Raw genomic sequence first — 15,549 nt, forward strand, 5'->3', positions numbered from 1 at the left:
TGGGCCTAGCTTTCCTTGACCGCGATCGACTCGACGGTGTTGGCCACGTGCTCGAAGGCGTCGGCGGCCTCCTCCAGGGCGTCGACGACCTCCTTCATCTTCATGACGGTGAGCGCGTCGTACTCGCCGCTGAACAGCTTGGCCAGCAGCCTGCGGTAGACCTGGTCACCCTGGTTCTCCAGGCGGTTGACCTCGATCCAGTACTCGTTGAGGTTCTTCATGGAACGCAGCCGGGGCATCGCCTCTGCGGTCAGCTCGGCGGCGCGTTCCAGGACCTCGACCTGCCGGACCACGTCTTTGGGGAGATGGTCGATCTGGTAGAGGACGATGAGGTCGGAGGCGGCCTCCATCGCGTCCATCACGTCGTCGAGGTTGGAGGCGAGGCGGTAGATGTCCTCACGGTCGAACGGAGTGATGAAGCTCTCGTTGAGCCGGTTCATGATCGCATGGGTGCGTTCGTCACCGGCGTGCTCGCAGGCGCGCATCTTCTCGGCCAGGGCTTCCCTGTCCGATCCGTCACTGATGATCTCGACCAGCAGACGGGATGCCGTGACCAGGTTGTTCGCGGAGTCGGCGAACAGGTCGTAGTAGCTGTCCTCACGTGGCGTGAGACGCAGGCGCACGTCGTTCTCCAGATGTGCGGGGATGGTCCGTGGAAGAGGGTACGGGTTACCAGGCGAAATGCGAACTTCATGTCCCCTTCGCCTTCTGGCTACCCTGCGTATGTTGTGCGACACCGGCGTCCGGAGTAGTTTGGCCGCTTTTTGCAGGGAAATCCGGCCGGTGACGTGGCCTGTTGTGGGGTGCGCGGAGGGCTCATCCTTCCGCGACGTTCCCTAAATGTTCACCTGTTGTTCACTCAAATCCTCGTCCGGTGGAAGTTCCTGAACGACCGGGACGGAGTCGGGCCCCGCTGCCCCTGATACCGGGACTCGTACTTGGCCGATCCGTACGGGTGCTCGGCGGGCGAGCTGAGCCGGAACACGCACAACTGCCCGATCTTCATCCCCGGCCACAACTTGATGGGCAGGGTCGCCACGTTGGACAGCTCGAGCGTGACGTGCCCGCTGAAACCGGGATCGATGAACCCGGCGGTGGAGTGCGTCAGCAGGCCCAGCCGTCCGAGCGAGCTCTTCCCCTCCAGCCGCGAGGCCAGGTCGTCGGGGAGCGTGATCACCTCATAGGTGGAGGCCAGCACGAACTCCCCCGGATGCAGGATGAACGGCTCGTCACCGGACGGCTCGACCATCCGCGTGAGATCCGGCTGCTCGACGGAGGGGTCGATATGGGGGTACTTGTGGTTCTCGAAGACACGGAAGTAGCGGTCGAGCCGTACGTCGATGCTGGACGGCTGGATCATGTCCTGATGGAAGGGGTCTAGGGCGAGCCGGCCGGAGTCGATCTCAGCAAGGATGTCACGGTCAGATAGCAACACGATGAGCCAACTTACCGTCCCGGCCGGAAAAGGTGGGGCGTTGGGTTTGCTGTTGGGGGGCAAGTTTCCGCTACAGTGGGGGACGCGTACTTCGGTTCGTGCGGGTGTAGTTCAATGGCAGAACATCAGCTTCCCAAGCTGACAGCGCGGGTTCGATTCCCGTCACCCGCTCCACATACTGAGGCCCAGGTCAGGAATCCGATCCTAACCCGGGCCTTGATCATGTCTGGAGCTGTTCGATCTTCTCGGGCCATTAGCGGGCCATTAGCCGTTGATCATCCTGCGGGAACCAGCGCTCCGGCCGTCTCGTCCCCCTCGTCGTCATCACGGGCCGCGCCCCTTGGCCCCGGGGAACATGAGTGATCCCGGCTCGTCCTTGACGTAGGTGTCCATGTGCTCGCGCAGGATCGGGATGATGCTCTGCGGGATGCCCACGGTTCGCCGTCCCGCTTTCGACTTGGGCGGGCCGAGCACCAGGCCGCCGGACGAGCGCTCCACGAAGGCCACCCGTACTCGGACCGTACGCGCGTCGAGGTCCACGTCCATCCGGCGTAGCGCACTGACCTCGCCCCAACGCAGGCTCGCGAAGGTGGCCAGAAGGACCATGGCACGGAACCGGCGGTCCTGCATGGAGTCCGCTTTGCCGCCCGTCCCATCTTCCACAGCGCCCGTTCGGCTTCCGCGCGAGTGATGAAGATCTCAGGATGCGTGCGCATCTCGCCGTGCCGTTGGAAGCGCAGCCGATAGACCCCGTCCTTGACCTTGCGCACGTTGCGATCGGCCGCAGGCCCACCCGGCCAGCCAGCTCGAAGACCTGGGCCACGGAAAGCACCGGGCGTGCGGCGGCATGCTCGTCGCCGGCCCCGCGAATCCGGCACGGGTTGTGAGGAATGAGCCGGTCGTCTTCGCATGCGGTCATCAGCACCGCTCGAAGCAGCCGGTATGCCTTGGCCGCCATCCCCACCGAGACGCCGTTGCCGAGCAGGTCTGCCCGCCACTGCCGAACGGACGAGGTAGAGATCTTGGCCACCTGGACGTTGCCGAGATACGGAGCGATGTGCTTCTTGAGCAGCCAGCGATAGAGATCGACCGTGCGAGGTCGCAGGCCGGGGCGCTGGGCGATCCAGGTCTCGGCGTAGTCCTTGAGCTTGACCTTGCCGCGCTCGGGGTCCGTCCATTCGCCCTTGATGATCTGGGCCTCGATGAGCGACAGCGCCCGCTCTGCATCTGACTTGCGCTCGTAGGTTTCAGTGCCTGACCGCATGCGTCCGTCAGGGCCGGGATAGCGGATCTGGTACCGCCCGGACTCGCGCTTCCGGATGTTGCCGAAACGACGGTGGTTGTCCTTGTTCGCCATCAGGCGGCCCTTCTGGTTGCGTCGAAGGTCGTCATAGGCGGGACGGTCCCAGCGACGACGAAGGCGATCAGTGCGGACTCTCGGATGCGGACGTGCCGCCCGACCTTCACGAACTCGATCCGGCGTTCGGCGATCAGTCGGCGGACGAAGCGAACCGAGTGCTGAGCAGTTCGGCCGCTTCCGGGACGGTGAACAGTTGGTCCAAGATCTCCTCCTCTCAGGCTGCCTGCGGATTTGCCGAAAGTTCTTCGAGCCGTCTCAGATGAGCGCGCCATCGCTGGCGATCTCGGATGGAGCGGAGGAGGCGCGTGGCCAGGGGCGGCACGTTGGCGTCTCCGGCCGGGACGGGTCTCCAGACGTAGCGGTGTGGGTCTGGTTTCTCGTCGTTCTGGCCGAGGGCTTCCAGGACCCAGGTGCGGCGGTCTTGCTTGTGCTCGGCCAGCGTTTTGTTCGACCACTTGCGGGAGACCAGGACGCGGCGTCCGGCGTAGCCGAGGTGGTCGGGCTTGTGGGCCTTGCCGTGGCAGCGGCCCGGAGCCATTCCGGGTTTGGCGCCCTTGGGTTGGATGCCGTAGCGCAGCCAGTTGGCGCAGGTGGGCGAGCAGGGTTCGGTGCGCAGGGCCTCGATGAGGCGAGCGGCGTGCGCGCGGCGGGCCGGGTTGTCGGCGGTGGTGTCGAGGGGGTCGGCGTCCTCGTCGGCGTCGAGCTGGTCGAGGGCTTGGTCCCAGGTGGGCAGGACCTCGCCGGTGGCGGGGTCGAGGTAGCCGGCCCCGTCCTGCCAGAAGGGCAAGTGATCGCCGTCGAAGCGGACTTCGTCGGCCGGTGGCCACCACACCTGGTGGTAAGTCGCGGCAATGATCTGCTTAAGTTCGGCGCGGGGCAGCGTCCCCCGGATGGCGATGTGCAGGTGCGGAGCAAGACGCTGCTGTGGCTCGACCGTGCCGAAGTACTGCACGTCATAGCCCGCCACCCGGCGCAGGTTCTGCACGAACCGGTCCACCAGCTTGGAGAAGTGCAGCGCATCGCGGGCGGCCCGCGCGTAGTCGTAGGCGTCGGGATCGACCGGGACGCCGTCGCGAATCTTGCCGTAGGAGGGCAGGGTGAGGGTGACGAAGAGCGAGGACCGGTAGACCTTGCCGTCCGGGGCTGCGAAGGTGCGGCCAAGGGTGGTGTCGGCCATCTTGCGCTTGGGCAGGTCCGGCGCGTCCTGCCGTCGCCGGGTCGAGCGGGTGCGCTTCCGAGCGGTCCGGCCGAGAACACTCCCCCGCATCCCGGCTGCGTTGATCTCCTCGTCCAGACCGGCGATGGCGGCATCCCAGTCGGCGGTGTCCTCGCCGAGCTGTTCGGCCTCCTCACGCCGGGCCTGGAGATCGGCGCGGAACTCGACCAGCCATCGTTGATCGTCGGTCGACTCGTCGGGGGTGACGGTGGGTTCGTGGTCGAGGTGCCAGCCCTCGTGGCACTGGGCGATGCGGAGTTGCCGGTTGCGCTTGGCGCACGGCGGGCACTTGGTCTCCAGCGTGGAGCCGCACGGGACGTCGATGAGTTGCCACTGTCCGGTGTGGGTGTCAAGGCGGCGGCGCACGCGCCGCCGCGCGGCCCGACCTTGCGGGCCGCGCGCTGCGCGTGCGGCCCGGGGGCCGTTCTCGCGCGCGCCCGCCACTCGGGCCACGCGGGTGGAGATTCCGTCTAATCCCGTGGCTCACAGATCAGGGGGTGTTCTTCGGATTCGGCACTGAACGCCCAGCTACCAAACCGACCTCCGGAGGCCCAGCCCACCAGCCACTCGGTCATGGTCTCCTGGACCGGCGAATCCTCGTCGTCATGTCGAGCGACGATCATGATTGGCCATTCCTCAGGCTTACCCACCGTCATCCAGCCCATGGCGTCACCGTCGATGGTGCTGCCCCACTGCAAGAAGCCCTCTGGTTCCGGCCACATCGCGAGCCGGAAGTCTTCGGGCGAGTCCTCCCGGAGATCTCGGTAATAGTCCATCCACTCTGGGACGTAAGTGAACTGCTCATCAGTGAGCGTCCGAAAATCGAAGACACAGAGCCATCGGGCGAACTCGCAGTCCCCGTATCGGTCCATGAAGGCGATGTAGTCGGGCGGAAGGCGGAGATCGAGAGCTCGAAAGACTTCATCCCAGCTACGTGCACCAAAGATCGGTGAGGCGGGCGGGGGAACGAGGGAACTGAGCCGATCGAGCGCTGTCGGGTCGTAAGCCACGCGTCCGACTGTAACGACGTGCACTGTCAAAACCATGCCTCCGGCGGGGGCTTCCGGCTCCGGGATGATCGCCGTGGTGAGAGTGAGGTCGTAGGTGGCTGAGGTGGGAACCTGATCATCCCGCCCACCATCGACCCGGGACAAGCCGAGCAGGCCAGGGCCACGGGGCCAAGGTCGTTCCTCCAGTTGGGGGCTCCACCTTGTCCCCGTGGCCCTGGCCCGCTTCCCCTTCGGACGGGCCGACGGCAGACGGGATGATCAGACAGGGGAGATGCGCGCAGTGCACCTCAACATGCACAATGCGCTCGTGGAAATCGTTAGTGCGACCACCGAAGTGATCACCGTGAACCTGGGGCCGGACGACGCCCTCGCGATCAACAATGCTCTCAACGAGGTCTGTAACGGCGTCCACCTTGACGACTGGGATTTCCAGACCCGCATGGGCGTTGAACGCGATCAGGCTCGGGCTATGCTGCGCGCCATCAGCGACTCGATCGCCGCGATGCGGGAACAGCGCTTGGCGGAGGGGAAGCAATGGTAGAGCGGCAGGTTGGAGGCTGATGACCGGGCCATTAGCAGGCCATTAAGAGGGATGAGGGGTCAACCACGGTCACTCGGGACCAGCTCGCTGCCCAGCTCAGCGCCCCAAGAGGCCGTGATCGATGCAGTTCCCAAGCTGACAGCGCGGGTTCGATTCCCGTCACCCGCTCCAAACTGCTCGGCCTTACGCCCTCGATGGGCGCTTCGCGCCTTTGAGCTTCAGGCAGCGCCTCCCAGGGGGCTCCGCCCCCTTCGACCCCCAACCCTCCGCTCGCCTTCGCGCTAGTCGTGGCCGATCACCAAGTCGGACGTCAAGAGCCTCTGTCACCGTCATGCCACGGATGCGATGACGTCGAACGAGGCGGGCTCGAAGGGGGCAGTCAGGAAATCACCGAGGATGTAGTCGACGTCATCCGGGTGCTCGCGGGCTTGGTCGATGCTGGGCGCGTCGAGGTCCATGGCAGTGACACTCGGCACGGTCCGCCGCAGTTCGCGGGCGAGCATGCCCTCGCCGCAACCTACGTCGAGGGCGTGCTGGGGACCACCAGGGATCGCATCGGAGGATGCGGGGGTGGTGATGGATGTTGTGGTTCCAACGCCTCCGGTTCCTCACGGCCACGCGTCTATCCTGCCGGGCAGCCGTTGACGGATCCCTCTGAGAACCTCTAGCCAATTGAAGCGCGTGGTCGGCCAGGAGATCGGCCCCAACTGTGCCTGCGGCCTGCGATCCACCTCATGCCGTCACGTACTGAAGTGGGAAACCGACGACCAAGTACGCCAGTGGCGCGAGGGCCAGGGCCGTCAGCAGGGTCGGCATCCGCTCTCTTTGCCGACGTGCCATCACCAGCGGTGCAAGGACCAGGACGGCCAGACAGACCCATGCCTGCGGGGCGTAATGCAGGACGAAGGCATACAAGATGCCCTCCATCCCGAAGACACCTCCCAGCGCGGCGAGCCCGATGACACGGTTACGGATGGTGCGTCCGTTCCGCCACCACAGCCCCGCCACACCGAACAACGGGCCGCTGATGACCGCCATCACAAGCCACACCAGCGGATAGATGACGCTGCCCATGCCGTCACGGCCGAACTCCGCGTACCCGTAATACCCAACGACCAGGCCGACCGAGGCACACAGGCCGGCGACGGCGGCTGACCGCGCTGACGCCCGGCCGGCAAGCAGGGCGCCGACGACGAACGCCGGGACACACCAGACAGCACCGGAGTTGGCGACCTGGTTCCAGGCACCTGGAAGCCAGCCCTGGGCGAGATTGGTGACAACACCGAATCCCAGGCCCGCCAGCAGTGCGGATGTCCACCAACCGCTGAGCTTTGCGATCGGCCCGAAGCGGCTGCTCATCAGGAAGAGCCCCCCTGTCTTCCCTCGCTGGATACCGGCGGGTCGCAACTCTATATGCAAGCTGTACATGCTGTGTCTGGTCGATGATCACGTCGTCACCGCAAGATCCCCACTCACAAGCCGGCACGATGATGTACATCGTTCTGTTAGGTGCTCGTAACGCATGATCACCACGACGGGTGCTGGGGCCGCGGTTGCTGAGGTGCCTGATCATCCCCCGCCCACCATCGCCCAGGGACGAGCAGACCAGCGCCACTTCCCGTTCTCGATGGTCGACAGCAGACGGGATGATCACACTGGGGAGGTGCGCGCGGCGCAGGCCCTGGCTCTGCTGCGCGCCATCAGCGACTCCATCGACGCGATGCAGGAACAGCGCTCGGCGGAGGGAAAGCAGTGGTAGAGCGACAGGCCGGAGCCTGACGATCGGTCCATGGGCGGGCCATTAAGAGGGGTCATGAGGGGTCAACCACGATGACTCTGGACCAGCTCAGCACCCCGACAGACCGTGATCGATGCAGTTCCCAGGCTGACAGCGCGGGTTCGATTCCCGTCACCGCTCTCAGCGTGATGGCCCAGCTCGTGGCGGAAGCGCCCCTCCTGAACTGGGCCCCGCGCTGCTTACGAAGCCAACCCGTCAGTCATTCGGACGTGTGGCGGCGCTCCCAGATGCCGGCCTTCCTGCCCTTCACCCATACAATCGGCGACCACCTGCACGGTTCCCCCTCTTCTCCGATGGGACTCACCGCGATCTCTTCCTCCTCTTGCGGCGAGAGCTCGAAGTAACCGTCATAGAACGGTTCGTCGAAATCGCGGCCGATCGACTCGGCGAGCCACGACGCGAAGGTGATGTCCTGCGGAAAGAGCGCATGATCCAAGCAGCACAAATTGGGGTCCCATCCCCACATCGCCCCTTGGGGATCACTGCAATCCACAAGTGACGCGATCGCACATCCCCAGTCCAACAACTGGATCATGCCCGGCCGTGGGTCGCAAGGATCAGTACGAAACGCCAGAGCCGACTCAGTGATGTCCGCGTAGATGTCGCTTCGCCAGAACTCATAGCCCCGTACACCGATGATGCCACCGCGAGCACCGAAACCTCCGTTCCCCACCTCCAGATACAACCGTCGCAGCAGCGAAGGGAGCGGGTAACCGATGGCGTCTTCAGCCTCGGCGACAGCCTCGGGCGAGGCCACCGGTAGGACATCGGGCCCAGCGTCTGACCGTATCGCTTCGAAGATTTCATCCTCGGTCATGATCTGCACTCCCCATGTGGGGGCCGGCCACTGGAGGAGGGCCTGAAGTCGTCCACGTCCATGAGGCTGCATGCTGCCAGCTTCGACCGACAATGCCAGAACACAGAGGCATCGATCGCGCGTTAGATCCGTGCCAGAACGGGCGGCGCTCGGCGGTGAATCACGGAGACTCACGGTCACTCGACCCGCCTTGGCCTGCACCCTCGTCCATCCAACTCAGGACCGCAAGATCAGTTGCCTATTCCGGAGCTGACAGCGCGGGTTCGATTTCCGTCACCCGCTCCAAGCACGAAAGCGTTGTCCGGCATGCCGGAGCGCCTACTCCTCGAACCAGACCACCAAGCGGACAGCATCATCTCCGTGGACGCGCGCGAGCGTACGCATGACTGTCCATACCCCGTGCCAGAGGCTGTCAGGCGGTACGGCCTGGCGGCGCGTGGCACGCTCAACGCGGAAGACGGTGTCTTTGTCCCTCCACTCGGCGCCTTCATTCCACTGCACAGCAACCTGACAAGGATCGACCGTCAAGGTGTCCACGCCACTTACCCGAGCGAACCTACGGCTCCACACTGAGCGGTGAACGAGTTCTAGGCTCTGATCGGGAAGCAGCCGATACTGGGCTACGTTGGTCGGGTGAAGCGCGGGTTCATCCCAGTCGATCGCGGTGACCTCATCCCAGTTCAACCACGTGACACCGAAGGCGGCTTCCCCCCATTCCGCCAAACCCGCTTTGGTGGTCTCCGACGCATCCTGAGGGAGCCCGCGATCGGCCGCTATCGGTCGCCAGTGGCCTGAGCTGCGAACCCCGAAGATGCAATCGAAGGCTTCATAGTCTCTGCCAACCAACGTCTTCAGCGAGAGAGCAGCACACCAAGCGGTCTCACCGACATCGAGTCCGGGAGCCCATGTGCGGCACTCGATGAATCCATGGATGTCGGTTCCCATGCCGAAATCTTGTTGTCCGCACAGAGGGGTTGTCCAACCTTTTCGAGGGCGAATCACTCTCCGGCGGCCATGAGGTAGAAGCCCGAGTAGAGCGAGCGGAGTGCATACGAGCCGCCAGGCCGCCCCAGCAGCGCCATGCTCCAACCCCACCAGGCAAGAGGCGCCCGGGCTGGCCCGAATCGGCGACCGCCGCGAAGCTGACCGCGCACTTACCCGAAGGCCGAAGTCCTTACCAATCTGCCCGGGCCCGATCACCCGGACCATCACTTCGTCTTTGACCACGCCAAGTGGGTCTTCTACGCCGCCACCTGCTGAACGTGACGCGCCGACGACGACCGCGCCCGCGAAACCAGCCAGGCGCACACCCGCCCGGACGGCACCTTCCAACGCCCCCGTGCGAGTCGCCGACGCACACATAGACCTCGGCATAGTTCACGTCCGCCGAGGCGAAGAGTTCTACCAACGTTTCGTAACCGCCCGCATGCCCTGATTAACCACCGTCCTGACCTGCTCGACTGAGCGCAACACGCGTACTTGCCGGGCTGCCAAATTGCCGAGTTGTTCTCATGGGTGTTAAGGGCGGCGCTCCCCGCCGAATCAAAAGGAACCCGCCTCACTGCGCCGCCTCGCCGCGGAAGGTTTGCTAGGAAGCCTTTAGAGCTTCCAGGAGGCGGCTCGTGGCTGTCTGCGCGGCAGACCTGGTGAGCGCGGGATCAAACTGGCCCACGTGTCCATCGTGCTCCAGTGCGATCACCGTGTTCCCCACCCTGGTAATCACGATGTCGATCGCCACCATCGACTCCTTGTCCAGGTTCCTGCCCGGGAACCCACTGCGGAGCTTGAGCCCATAGGAAGCGTCGCCGAGCCTGCCGACCGATAGCTTGCGGATCGTGTCTTTGGTGGCGTCCGTAGTAACCGTGACGCCATTGCAGTCGCGGACCATCACTTTGGCCGCCCGCTCCAAGGCGGAGATCTTGCCGCGAGTACCGCTCACGATGTACTCGCTCACCCCCTCCCACCCGTCTTCCTTCCTCAACCAGGTCGCGGCCTTGGCTCGATAGAGCGGAAGAACGCCCTTAACCGCCCTGGTGCACGCCTTCGAGCGGGTGACTATGTCATACCGATGCGGTTCTCTTTTCCAGCTCGCGTGACGTACGAAGCCGATGCCAAGGTCCTCCGGCAGAAGCAGGGCCGCTTTGAGTCGATCCGGAGGCAGCGGCTTGGGAGAGCTTTCAGCCGCAGCAGGAACCGGTACGAGGAGCACTCCGCATAAGAAACTGGCGGCGAAAAGCGCACGAACAGTGATCACAAGAGGCACTTTAAATGATGCTTCCTACCGCGGGGAGAGGCAGACGTCGGCTCCCTTCTGCGCCTCCGACTCGGGCGCTCCGGCTCATGGATGATCGCCAAGGGCCGTTACCGGGTCCTCGTCGCTGACCACCACGCCCATGACAGCCGAACATCGGCAGACCCCAGTAGCTTGGCGCTCATGGAGGAAGGACATCCGGGCAAACAGCCGGTGCAGTGGCCAGAGCGACGCAAGGACGTGCTGGAGTCACTGGGGGGGCGTAGGTGGGAGAGGTAGATGCCGGATCATCCCGTCATCGTCCGGGGACAGACCGAGCAGATCTGGGACACTCCACCTCTCCCCCGTGACGAAGGCCCGCCTCCCCTTGAGGCGGAACGGCGGCCGACGGGAGCGTCTGAAATTGGAGATGCGCGCGGCGTCGCAAATACCTATAGTGGCGGAGCTTCACCTACATATTGAGGTGCTCACGTGGCCGAGCTGATCGGAATGCTTTATCAGACGATCCCCCTGACAGTGGGCGGAGTCGTCTTCGTGGCCTTGTTCTTGGCGTTTCGACGCACGCAGCGGCACGCGCACTATCTCCTGTGGCCGGCAGGCGCCTGGCTCCTGGCTGCGTTGGACGAGTGGTACATGAACACCTACCAGCCGGAGATGAACATTCGAATCGACGCACTCCCCTGCTTGGCGCTGATGGCCATCACCACATTGACGTGCGTTCCGCTGGCCTTCCTTCGTCGGCGGACGTAGTCGAATCGCCTGCCGATGCCCGTCCCGGGGGCCTTCAGCGCTTCCTCTGCGAGCTCACAAGGCCACGCCCGAAATAGCGCGTCGCCGGAAGAAGCCCTGGTTTATTCGTCGTCCTCGTCGCCTGTGTATGCCTCGTACAGCTTGCGGCGGAGGAGGTCGGTTCGGACGGTGAGGGCGCCGAGGAGTTCCTCGTCGCTGAGCCCGTCCGTGGTTCTGAAGGCCCATGAGGAATGGCCTTCCTCGTCGAGACACTTCACGAGGACTATCGCCCCCAGAGCGGTCCATCCTTCGGGAAGCGGGTAGACGTCGAGGCCGTTCAGGGCCTGGCCCACGGGCACTTCCCTTTCCTCTGTCACGGAGTCTCCTCATGGCTGGTGGTGGCACGAACCGAGGTGTGCTGCTCAAGCGCGTCGCAGCAAGCACCGAAACCGCTGTGCCGGGGACACTCGGCTTCCCCGGCTCGCGGGCAGTGGTGGATGTCCGGACAGCCGCAGTCGAGGAACAGGGGCAAGGGGTCAGGCAGGACAGCCACTGTTCAGATGATGTGCCGCTGGTTCCTCGCAGCGCAACCGCTTTGGTCTCCTGGCCGGCGGACGAACGGCGGCGGCACCCAGCGGACGTGTACGGAGAACGAGTCTCCAGGCCAGAGCCCTCCGACGGTTGCACCCGCAGTTCCGGGGAAGAGCGCATCATTCTGCCAGCCGCTGTTGAGCGGACTCCCATGGCCGCATCTCGCCGTCTTCGTCGGCGTCTTCGTCGGCGTCCTCTTCGTACCAGCCCGTTTCCGAGAGCCAGGTCTCCAGCCAGTCGGTCAGGCTCTCGGAGTCGACATACCAGGCGTGGTGCCAGTCATCGCCGATCCCGTTCGGTTCGAAGAGGAGGACGGCGCCCTCGGGGCTGCGGCAGTCCACGGCGGCGTACATGCCGCACCCCCAGTCCAGGACGGGCAGCACGTCCGCCGGCCAGTGCGCGTCACCGCCGGGCCCTGACGTCTCCCGGACCTCGCGGTATTCGGTCACGGCGGTGCGTCCTTCTCCCGCGAGCGGGAGAAGCTGGTAATCGGGGCCGAAGCCGCCGTTGGCCACCTCGCGGTAGAGCCGGGTGAGCACCGGCGGGAGTCGGAAGCCCAGGATGCGTTCGGCCTGTGCCACCTCCTCCGCCGTCGCGGGAGGAGGCAGGTGCTCCGCGGTCGCGCCCGCCTTCGCCGACACACGCCGAAGGAGATCATCGCTGTCCGTCACGACGGTGATCCTGCCATCTGCCCACGACAGATCTTCATGGACGGACGGCCGTGTACGTGCCATCCGGGCGCATGACTGCGGTCCGCGTCACGGGAGCGACATTCGGACGGGGCACACGATCGTTCACCGCGACGACCAGGCGGAGTGCCCGATCGGCCTCGGGAAGCACGTAGAAAAGTATCTTGTAGCTGCTCCCGTCCTTTCCGGTGACATTCACCCAGTCCTTGTCGTCGTTCTCCTCCATGAGAGCGAGTTCGTCATGGACAGCGACACGACGCCACCGTGACAGGTACTCCTCTGCGATCTCAGCCGCCACCTGCTCGTTCATTGCCCACCTGAAGTGGCTATCTGGAGGAATCCGGATCCCGGGTGATTCTCGTTCCCACGTCCTCTCCTTGGCAGATCGCCTTCATCACGCCCGTCGCCGCCACGTCGAACACGTGCATGAGAAGCCCTTGCTCATTGGCGAGCACGAAGGCGCTCTCGTCCATCACCCGCACCCCGGCCGCCAGAGCTTCGCGGTAGGTGAGGTTGGTGTACCGCTTGGCGTCCGGGTTCACGTTCGGGTCGCTGTCGTACACCCCGTCGACGCCGCGCTTGGCGACCAGCAGCGCGTCGGCTTCAAGCTCCAGAGCCCGCTGAACAGCCGGATAGTCCGTCGTGACGTACGGCTGGCCGATGCCGCCGGCGAGCAGGACGATCAGCCCGCGGCGAAGGTGCCGGTCGGCGCGCAGCCGGATGAACGGCTCGGCGACGCTCTGCATCGGCACCGCCGTCATCACCCGCACATCCGTCCGCGACCGCGCGGTGAGCACCCCACGCAACATCAACGCGTTCATCACCGTGCCGAGCATGCCGATGTTGTCGGCCTCGGCGCGGCCTATCCCCCAGCCGTCGGCCATCCGGCCGCGGAAGTAGTTGCCGCCGCCGATGACCACGGCGACCTCGACGCCCAACGTACTGACGGAGAGAATCTCATCCGCCAGCTGAGCGAGACTGGCCGGATCGGTTCCCCAACCGGCGTCTCCCGCAAGTGCCTCGCCGCTCAGCTTGACCACGACCCGTGAGTAACGACTCATCCCGTTCCCTTCACGGCCGCGCCCTCGGCGACCCGATCAAGAATACGAGGCGCGACCTCCCCAGGAGCATCCCGACCGCACATGCCTCGACGGCCAACCTTTGGCATGATCCACCGCATGCGAACCCGGATGTTCTTCGTGCGCCATGGGGACTCCCTGCACAAGCGGGAGGGCGTGATAGGCGGCCCGAAGGGATGCCGCGGCCTCACCGACACCGGACGTCGGCAAGCGGCACAGCTCGGACGGCAGATCACCGCGGAGATCGGCGACGACACGACGACGATCTACTCCTCGCCCCTGCCCCGCGCCGTGCAGACAGCCGCCGCGATCGCGACGGCGACCGGCCGGCCCTCGTCGCAGGACTGCGGGCTCTGTACGTGGCACACCCCGCCGGAGGCGGACGGGCTCACCCACGCGGAGTTCCGGCGCCTCGACATCGAAGGCGGCGGCATCTACCGTCCCTGGCAGCAGGGCAACGAGACCTGGGCCGAGATGGTGACCCGCACCAGCCGCACCATCACCGACCTCGCCCACCGGCACCGCGGCGAGACCGTCATCGTGGTCGGGCACGCCGAGACGGTCGAGATCTCGTTCAACGCCCTCGGGTTGCTGCCGGTCTACCGGTCCTTCGACCTCAAGGTGTCCCCGGCCTCGGTGACGGAATGGGTCACCGACGAGGAGCCGACACAGTGGCCGCCGCCCAGGTGGACGCTCGTGCGCTTCAACGAGGGAGGCACTGCGGCTCCGGGATGATCGCCGTGCCCGGGGCTGGAGGTCAGGCGGCGCGTCGTCGGGTGTCCCGCCGGCCGCGTTACGGTTCCGGGCGCGGGGTCAGGTGTGGAGCAGTTGGGTGAGTGGCGCGCGCACGTCGGCGGGGTAGAGGTCCAGTTGCCCGAACTCGGCGGCGCTCGCCCAGATGAGCTCGAAGGTGTTGTCCGGCCCGTGATCCACGGCTTCGTCGCCGGAGAGCGACGGGACGCCGATCACGTCCCGCATGAGGAAATAGAAGGCGGGCCGGCCGTTGTGCGAGCCGGTGAAGAGCAACCGGTCGATCGTCGCGGTGAGAGTCGTCTCCTCGTGGAGCTCGCGCACCGCGGCGCTCTCCGGCGACTCGCCGTCCTCCACGTGGCCGCCGGGGAGCAGCGCGTAGTGGTGCCCGGGACACTGCTGCCCTTGCCGGCCTTTGGCGGTGCAGATGCCGCAGGCGACGCCGGGGCCGCGCCGGAAGAACCGCTTGATGACCAGGACCCGGGCGCCGTCGACGACCACGGCGACCGCTCGGGGGATCGGCATGAGACGGATCATACGATTCGGCCATAGCTCACGACTCGGCCTCCGGCGGACGGGCAGCATGGAGGGCGTCAGAGGTCGCGTTCCTGGTCGTTGAGGATGGTGAGCGCGATCGTGGCCGCGCCGGCCGCGTCGCCGGACTCGATGGCCTCGTACAGGTCCTCGTGGGTGGAGTCGGAGCCGAGCACGGCGCGTTCCATGCAGTGGTCGCGGCGGACCGTCTCGCGCACCGCCTCGCTCATGCCGCGGTACAGGTCCAGCAGCACGGGGTTGTGCGAGGCGGCGGCGATGGACAGGTGGAACTCCACGTCGGCGTCGGCGAACGCGTCGAGGTCGGCGGCCTGGTGGGCGGCGGTGCGCCGGGCCAGGGCCGTCCTCAGGTCGTCGAGGTCGGCCGGCTTGCGGCGTTCGGCGGCCAGGCGGGCCGCCACGAGATCCAGGCCGCGTCGTACGTCGATGATGTCCATGGTGGCGGCGCGGTCGAGGCGGCGCTTGAACGCCACTTCGCTCTCGTCGGTCGCGGTGACGTAGGTGCCGTCGCCCTGACGCGTGGTGAGCAGCCCGGCGTGGACGAGCACGCGTACGGCCTCGCGTACCGACAACCTGCTGACGCCCAGCGCCTCGGCCAGCCGGCTCTCCGTAGGGATCTTGGCCCCGACCGGCCAGACGCCGCTGGTGATCTCCTGGCGGAGCTCGCGGATGGCGGAGTCGACGAGGGAGGTCCGGCCCACGTGCCGCATTTGTCCTCTTCTCTAATCATC

At 65.7% G+C, this 15,549-nt stretch carries 21 protein-coding genes, 1 tRNA gene and 1 pseudogene; 5 read left to right on the top strand and 18 right to left on the bottom strand.

Translation table 11 applies throughout. The annotated features are described in order from the left end of the window. Positions 1-5: 5 nt before the first annotated feature. Both AB0J76_RS00900 and dcd read right to left on the bottom strand, forming a co-directional pair. Positions 6-623, bottom strand: a complete 618-nt coding sequence (locus tag AB0J76_RS00900; RefSeq protein ID WP_106243913.1) for a DUF47 family protein — start codon at positions 621-623, stop codon at positions 6-8. A gap of 236 nt (positions 624-859) precedes the next feature. Then, complete coding sequence (gene dcd / locus AB0J76_RS00905) at positions 860-1,435, bottom strand: dCTP deaminase (protein WP_352327958.1); 576 nt, start codon at positions 1,433-1,435, stop codon at positions 860-862. A gap of 100 nt (positions 1,436-1,535) precedes the next feature. On the opposite strand from dcd, the gene AB0J76_RS00910 reads away from it, so the two are divergent. After that, positions 1,536-1,609, top strand: a tRNA-Gly gene (locus AB0J76_RS00910). Between the two features lie 150 nt (positions 1,610-1,759). Here the strand turns inward: AB0J76_RS00910 and AB0J76_RS00915 are convergent. The 5 genes and pseudogenes from AB0J76_RS00915 to AB0J76_RS00935 all read right to left on the bottom strand — a co-directional run bounded on the left by AB0J76_RS00915 (position 1,760) and on the right by AB0J76_RS00935 (position 5,021). Next, on the bottom strand, positions 1,760-1,981 hold the full coding sequence (locus AB0J76_RS00915; protein WP_352327964.1) for a hypothetical protein: 222 nt from the start codon (positions 1,979-1,981) through the stop codon (positions 1,760-1,762). Between the two features lie 448 nt (positions 1,982-2,429). Next, positions 2,430-2,792: pseudogene (locus tag AB0J76_RS00920) on the bottom strand (site-specific integrase); the annotation flags it as partial. Continuing rightward, complete coding sequence (locus AB0J76_RS00925; protein WP_352327957.1) at positions 2,792-3,067, bottom strand: helix-turn-helix domain-containing protein; 276 nt, start codon at positions 3,065-3,067, stop codon at positions 2,792-2,794. The gene AB0J76_RS00925 and the pseudogene AB0J76_RS00920, both read right to left, overlap by 1 nt. After that, positions 3,010-4,464, bottom strand: a complete 1,455-nt coding sequence (locus AB0J76_RS00930) for a replication initiator (protein WP_364388339.1) — start codon at positions 4,462-4,464, stop codon at positions 3,010-3,012. The genes AB0J76_RS00925 and AB0J76_RS00930 overlap by 58 nt, the downstream gene beginning before the upstream one ends. Positions 4,465-4,481: 17 nt before the next feature. Then, positions 4,482-5,021: an SMI1/KNR4 family protein gene (locus AB0J76_RS00935; protein ID WP_352323915.1), complete on the bottom strand. Its 540-nt coding sequence runs from the start codon at positions 5,019-5,021 to the stop codon at positions 4,482-4,484. Positions 5,022-5,229: 208 nt separating this feature from the next. On the opposite strand from AB0J76_RS00935, the gene AB0J76_RS00940 reads away from it, so the two are divergent. Further along, positions 5,230-5,562: a hypothetical protein gene (locus AB0J76_RS00940; RefSeq protein WP_352323916.1), complete on the top strand. Its 333-nt coding sequence runs from the start codon at positions 5,230-5,232 to the stop codon at positions 5,560-5,562. A gap of 329 nt (positions 5,563-5,891) precedes the next feature. Here AB0J76_RS00940 and AB0J76_RS00945 read toward each other — a convergent pair whose 3' ends face one another. Next, positions 5,892-6,065 (bottom strand): methyltransferase domain-containing protein, encoded by a 174-nt coding sequence (locus tag AB0J76_RS00945; protein WP_352323917.1) that lies wholly within the window; start codon positions 6,063-6,065, stop codon positions 5,892-5,894. A gap of 229 nt (positions 6,066-6,294) precedes the next feature. Then, a complete protein-coding gene (locus tag AB0J76_RS00950) occupies positions 6,295-6,921 on the bottom strand; it encodes a DUF6518 family protein (RefSeq protein WP_352323918.1) in 627 nt (208 codons plus the stop codon). A gap of 163 nt (positions 6,922-7,084) precedes the next feature. On the opposite strand from AB0J76_RS00950, the gene AB0J76_RS00955 reads away from it, so the two are divergent. Continuing rightward, entirely contained in the window at positions 7,085-7,321 is a 237-nt protein-coding gene (locus AB0J76_RS00955; protein WP_352323919.1) for a hypothetical protein, read from the top strand. 238 nt (positions 7,322-7,559) lie between these two features. Here AB0J76_RS00955 and AB0J76_RS00960 read toward each other — a convergent pair whose 3' ends face one another. The 3 genes from AB0J76_RS00960 to AB0J76_RS00970 form a co-directional block, all read right to left on the bottom strand. Beyond that, positions 7,560-8,177 carry a hypothetical protein gene (locus AB0J76_RS00960; RefSeq protein ID WP_352323920.1) on the bottom strand — a complete coding sequence of 206 codons (618 nt, stop codon included), beginning with the start codon at positions 8,175-8,177 and terminating at the stop codon, positions 7,560-7,562. Between the two features lie 318 nt (positions 8,178-8,495). After that, the gene (locus AB0J76_RS00965; RefSeq protein ID WP_352323922.1) at positions 8,496-9,122 is read right to left on the bottom strand and encodes a hypothetical protein; all 627 of its coding nucleotides are present in this window, start codon (positions 9,120-9,122) and stop codon (positions 8,496-8,498) included. A 643-nt stretch (positions 9,123-9,765) separates the two neighbouring features. Further along, a complete protein-coding gene (locus AB0J76_RS00970) occupies positions 9,766-10,431 on the bottom strand; it encodes a hypothetical protein (protein WP_352323924.1) in 666 nt (221 codons plus the stop codon). A gap of 468 nt (positions 10,432-10,899) precedes the next feature. On the opposite strand from AB0J76_RS00970, the gene AB0J76_RS00975 reads away from it, so the two are divergent. Further along, the gene (locus tag AB0J76_RS00975) at positions 10,900-11,178 is read left to right on the top strand and encodes a hypothetical protein (protein WP_352323925.1); all 279 of its coding nucleotides are present in this window, start codon (positions 10,900-10,902) and stop codon (positions 11,176-11,178) included. Positions 11,179-11,279: 101 nt separating this feature from the next. Here AB0J76_RS00975 and AB0J76_RS00980 read toward each other — a convergent pair whose 3' ends face one another. The 4 genes from AB0J76_RS00980 to pyrH form a co-directional block, all read right to left on the bottom strand. Beyond that, positions 11,280-11,534, bottom strand: coding sequence for a hypothetical protein (locus tag AB0J76_RS00980; RefSeq protein WP_352323926.1), 255 nt, complete (start codon positions 11,532-11,534; stop codon positions 11,280-11,282). A 333-nt stretch (positions 11,535-11,867) separates the two neighbouring features. After that, entirely contained in the window at positions 11,868-12,419 is a 552-nt protein-coding gene (locus AB0J76_RS00985) for an SMI1/KNR4 family protein (protein WP_352323927.1), read from the bottom strand. A 34-nt stretch (positions 12,420-12,453) separates the two neighbouring features. Continuing rightward, entirely contained in the window at positions 12,454-12,747 is a 294-nt protein-coding gene (locus AB0J76_RS00990) for a hypothetical protein (protein ID WP_352323928.1), read from the bottom strand. A gap of 16 nt (positions 12,748-12,763) precedes the next feature. After that, positions 12,764-13,477: a UMP kinase gene (pyrH, locus tag AB0J76_RS00995; RefSeq protein ID WP_352323929.1), complete on the bottom strand. Its 714-nt coding sequence runs from the start codon at positions 13,475-13,477 to the stop codon at positions 12,764-12,766. Between the two features lie 138 nt (positions 13,478-13,615). On the opposite strand from pyrH, the gene AB0J76_RS01000 reads away from it, so the two are divergent. Beyond that, a complete protein-coding gene (locus tag AB0J76_RS01000; protein ID WP_352323930.1) occupies positions 13,616-14,251 on the top strand; it encodes a histidine phosphatase family protein in 636 nt (211 codons plus the stop codon). A gap of 78 nt (positions 14,252-14,329) precedes the next feature. Here the strand turns inward: AB0J76_RS01000 and AB0J76_RS01005 are convergent, their stop codons facing one another. Both AB0J76_RS01005 and AB0J76_RS01010 read right to left on the bottom strand, forming a co-directional pair. Then, positions 14,330-14,791: an NUDIX domain-containing protein gene (locus AB0J76_RS01005; protein WP_352323931.1), complete on the bottom strand. Its 462-nt coding sequence runs from the start codon at positions 14,789-14,791 to the stop codon at positions 14,330-14,332. A gap of 68 nt (positions 14,792-14,859) precedes the next feature. Beyond that, positions 14,860-15,528, bottom strand: a complete 669-nt coding sequence (locus AB0J76_RS01010) for a FadR/GntR family transcriptional regulator (protein WP_352323932.1) — start codon at positions 15,526-15,528, stop codon at positions 14,860-14,862. Positions 15,529-15,549 lie beyond the last annotated feature (21 nt).

It is taken from the genome of Nonomuraea sp. NPDC049624 (assembly GCF_040675255.1).
In the GTDB taxonomy this organism is placed as follows: Bacteria; Actinomycetota; Actinomycetes; order Streptosporangiales; family Streptosporangiaceae; genus Nonomuraea.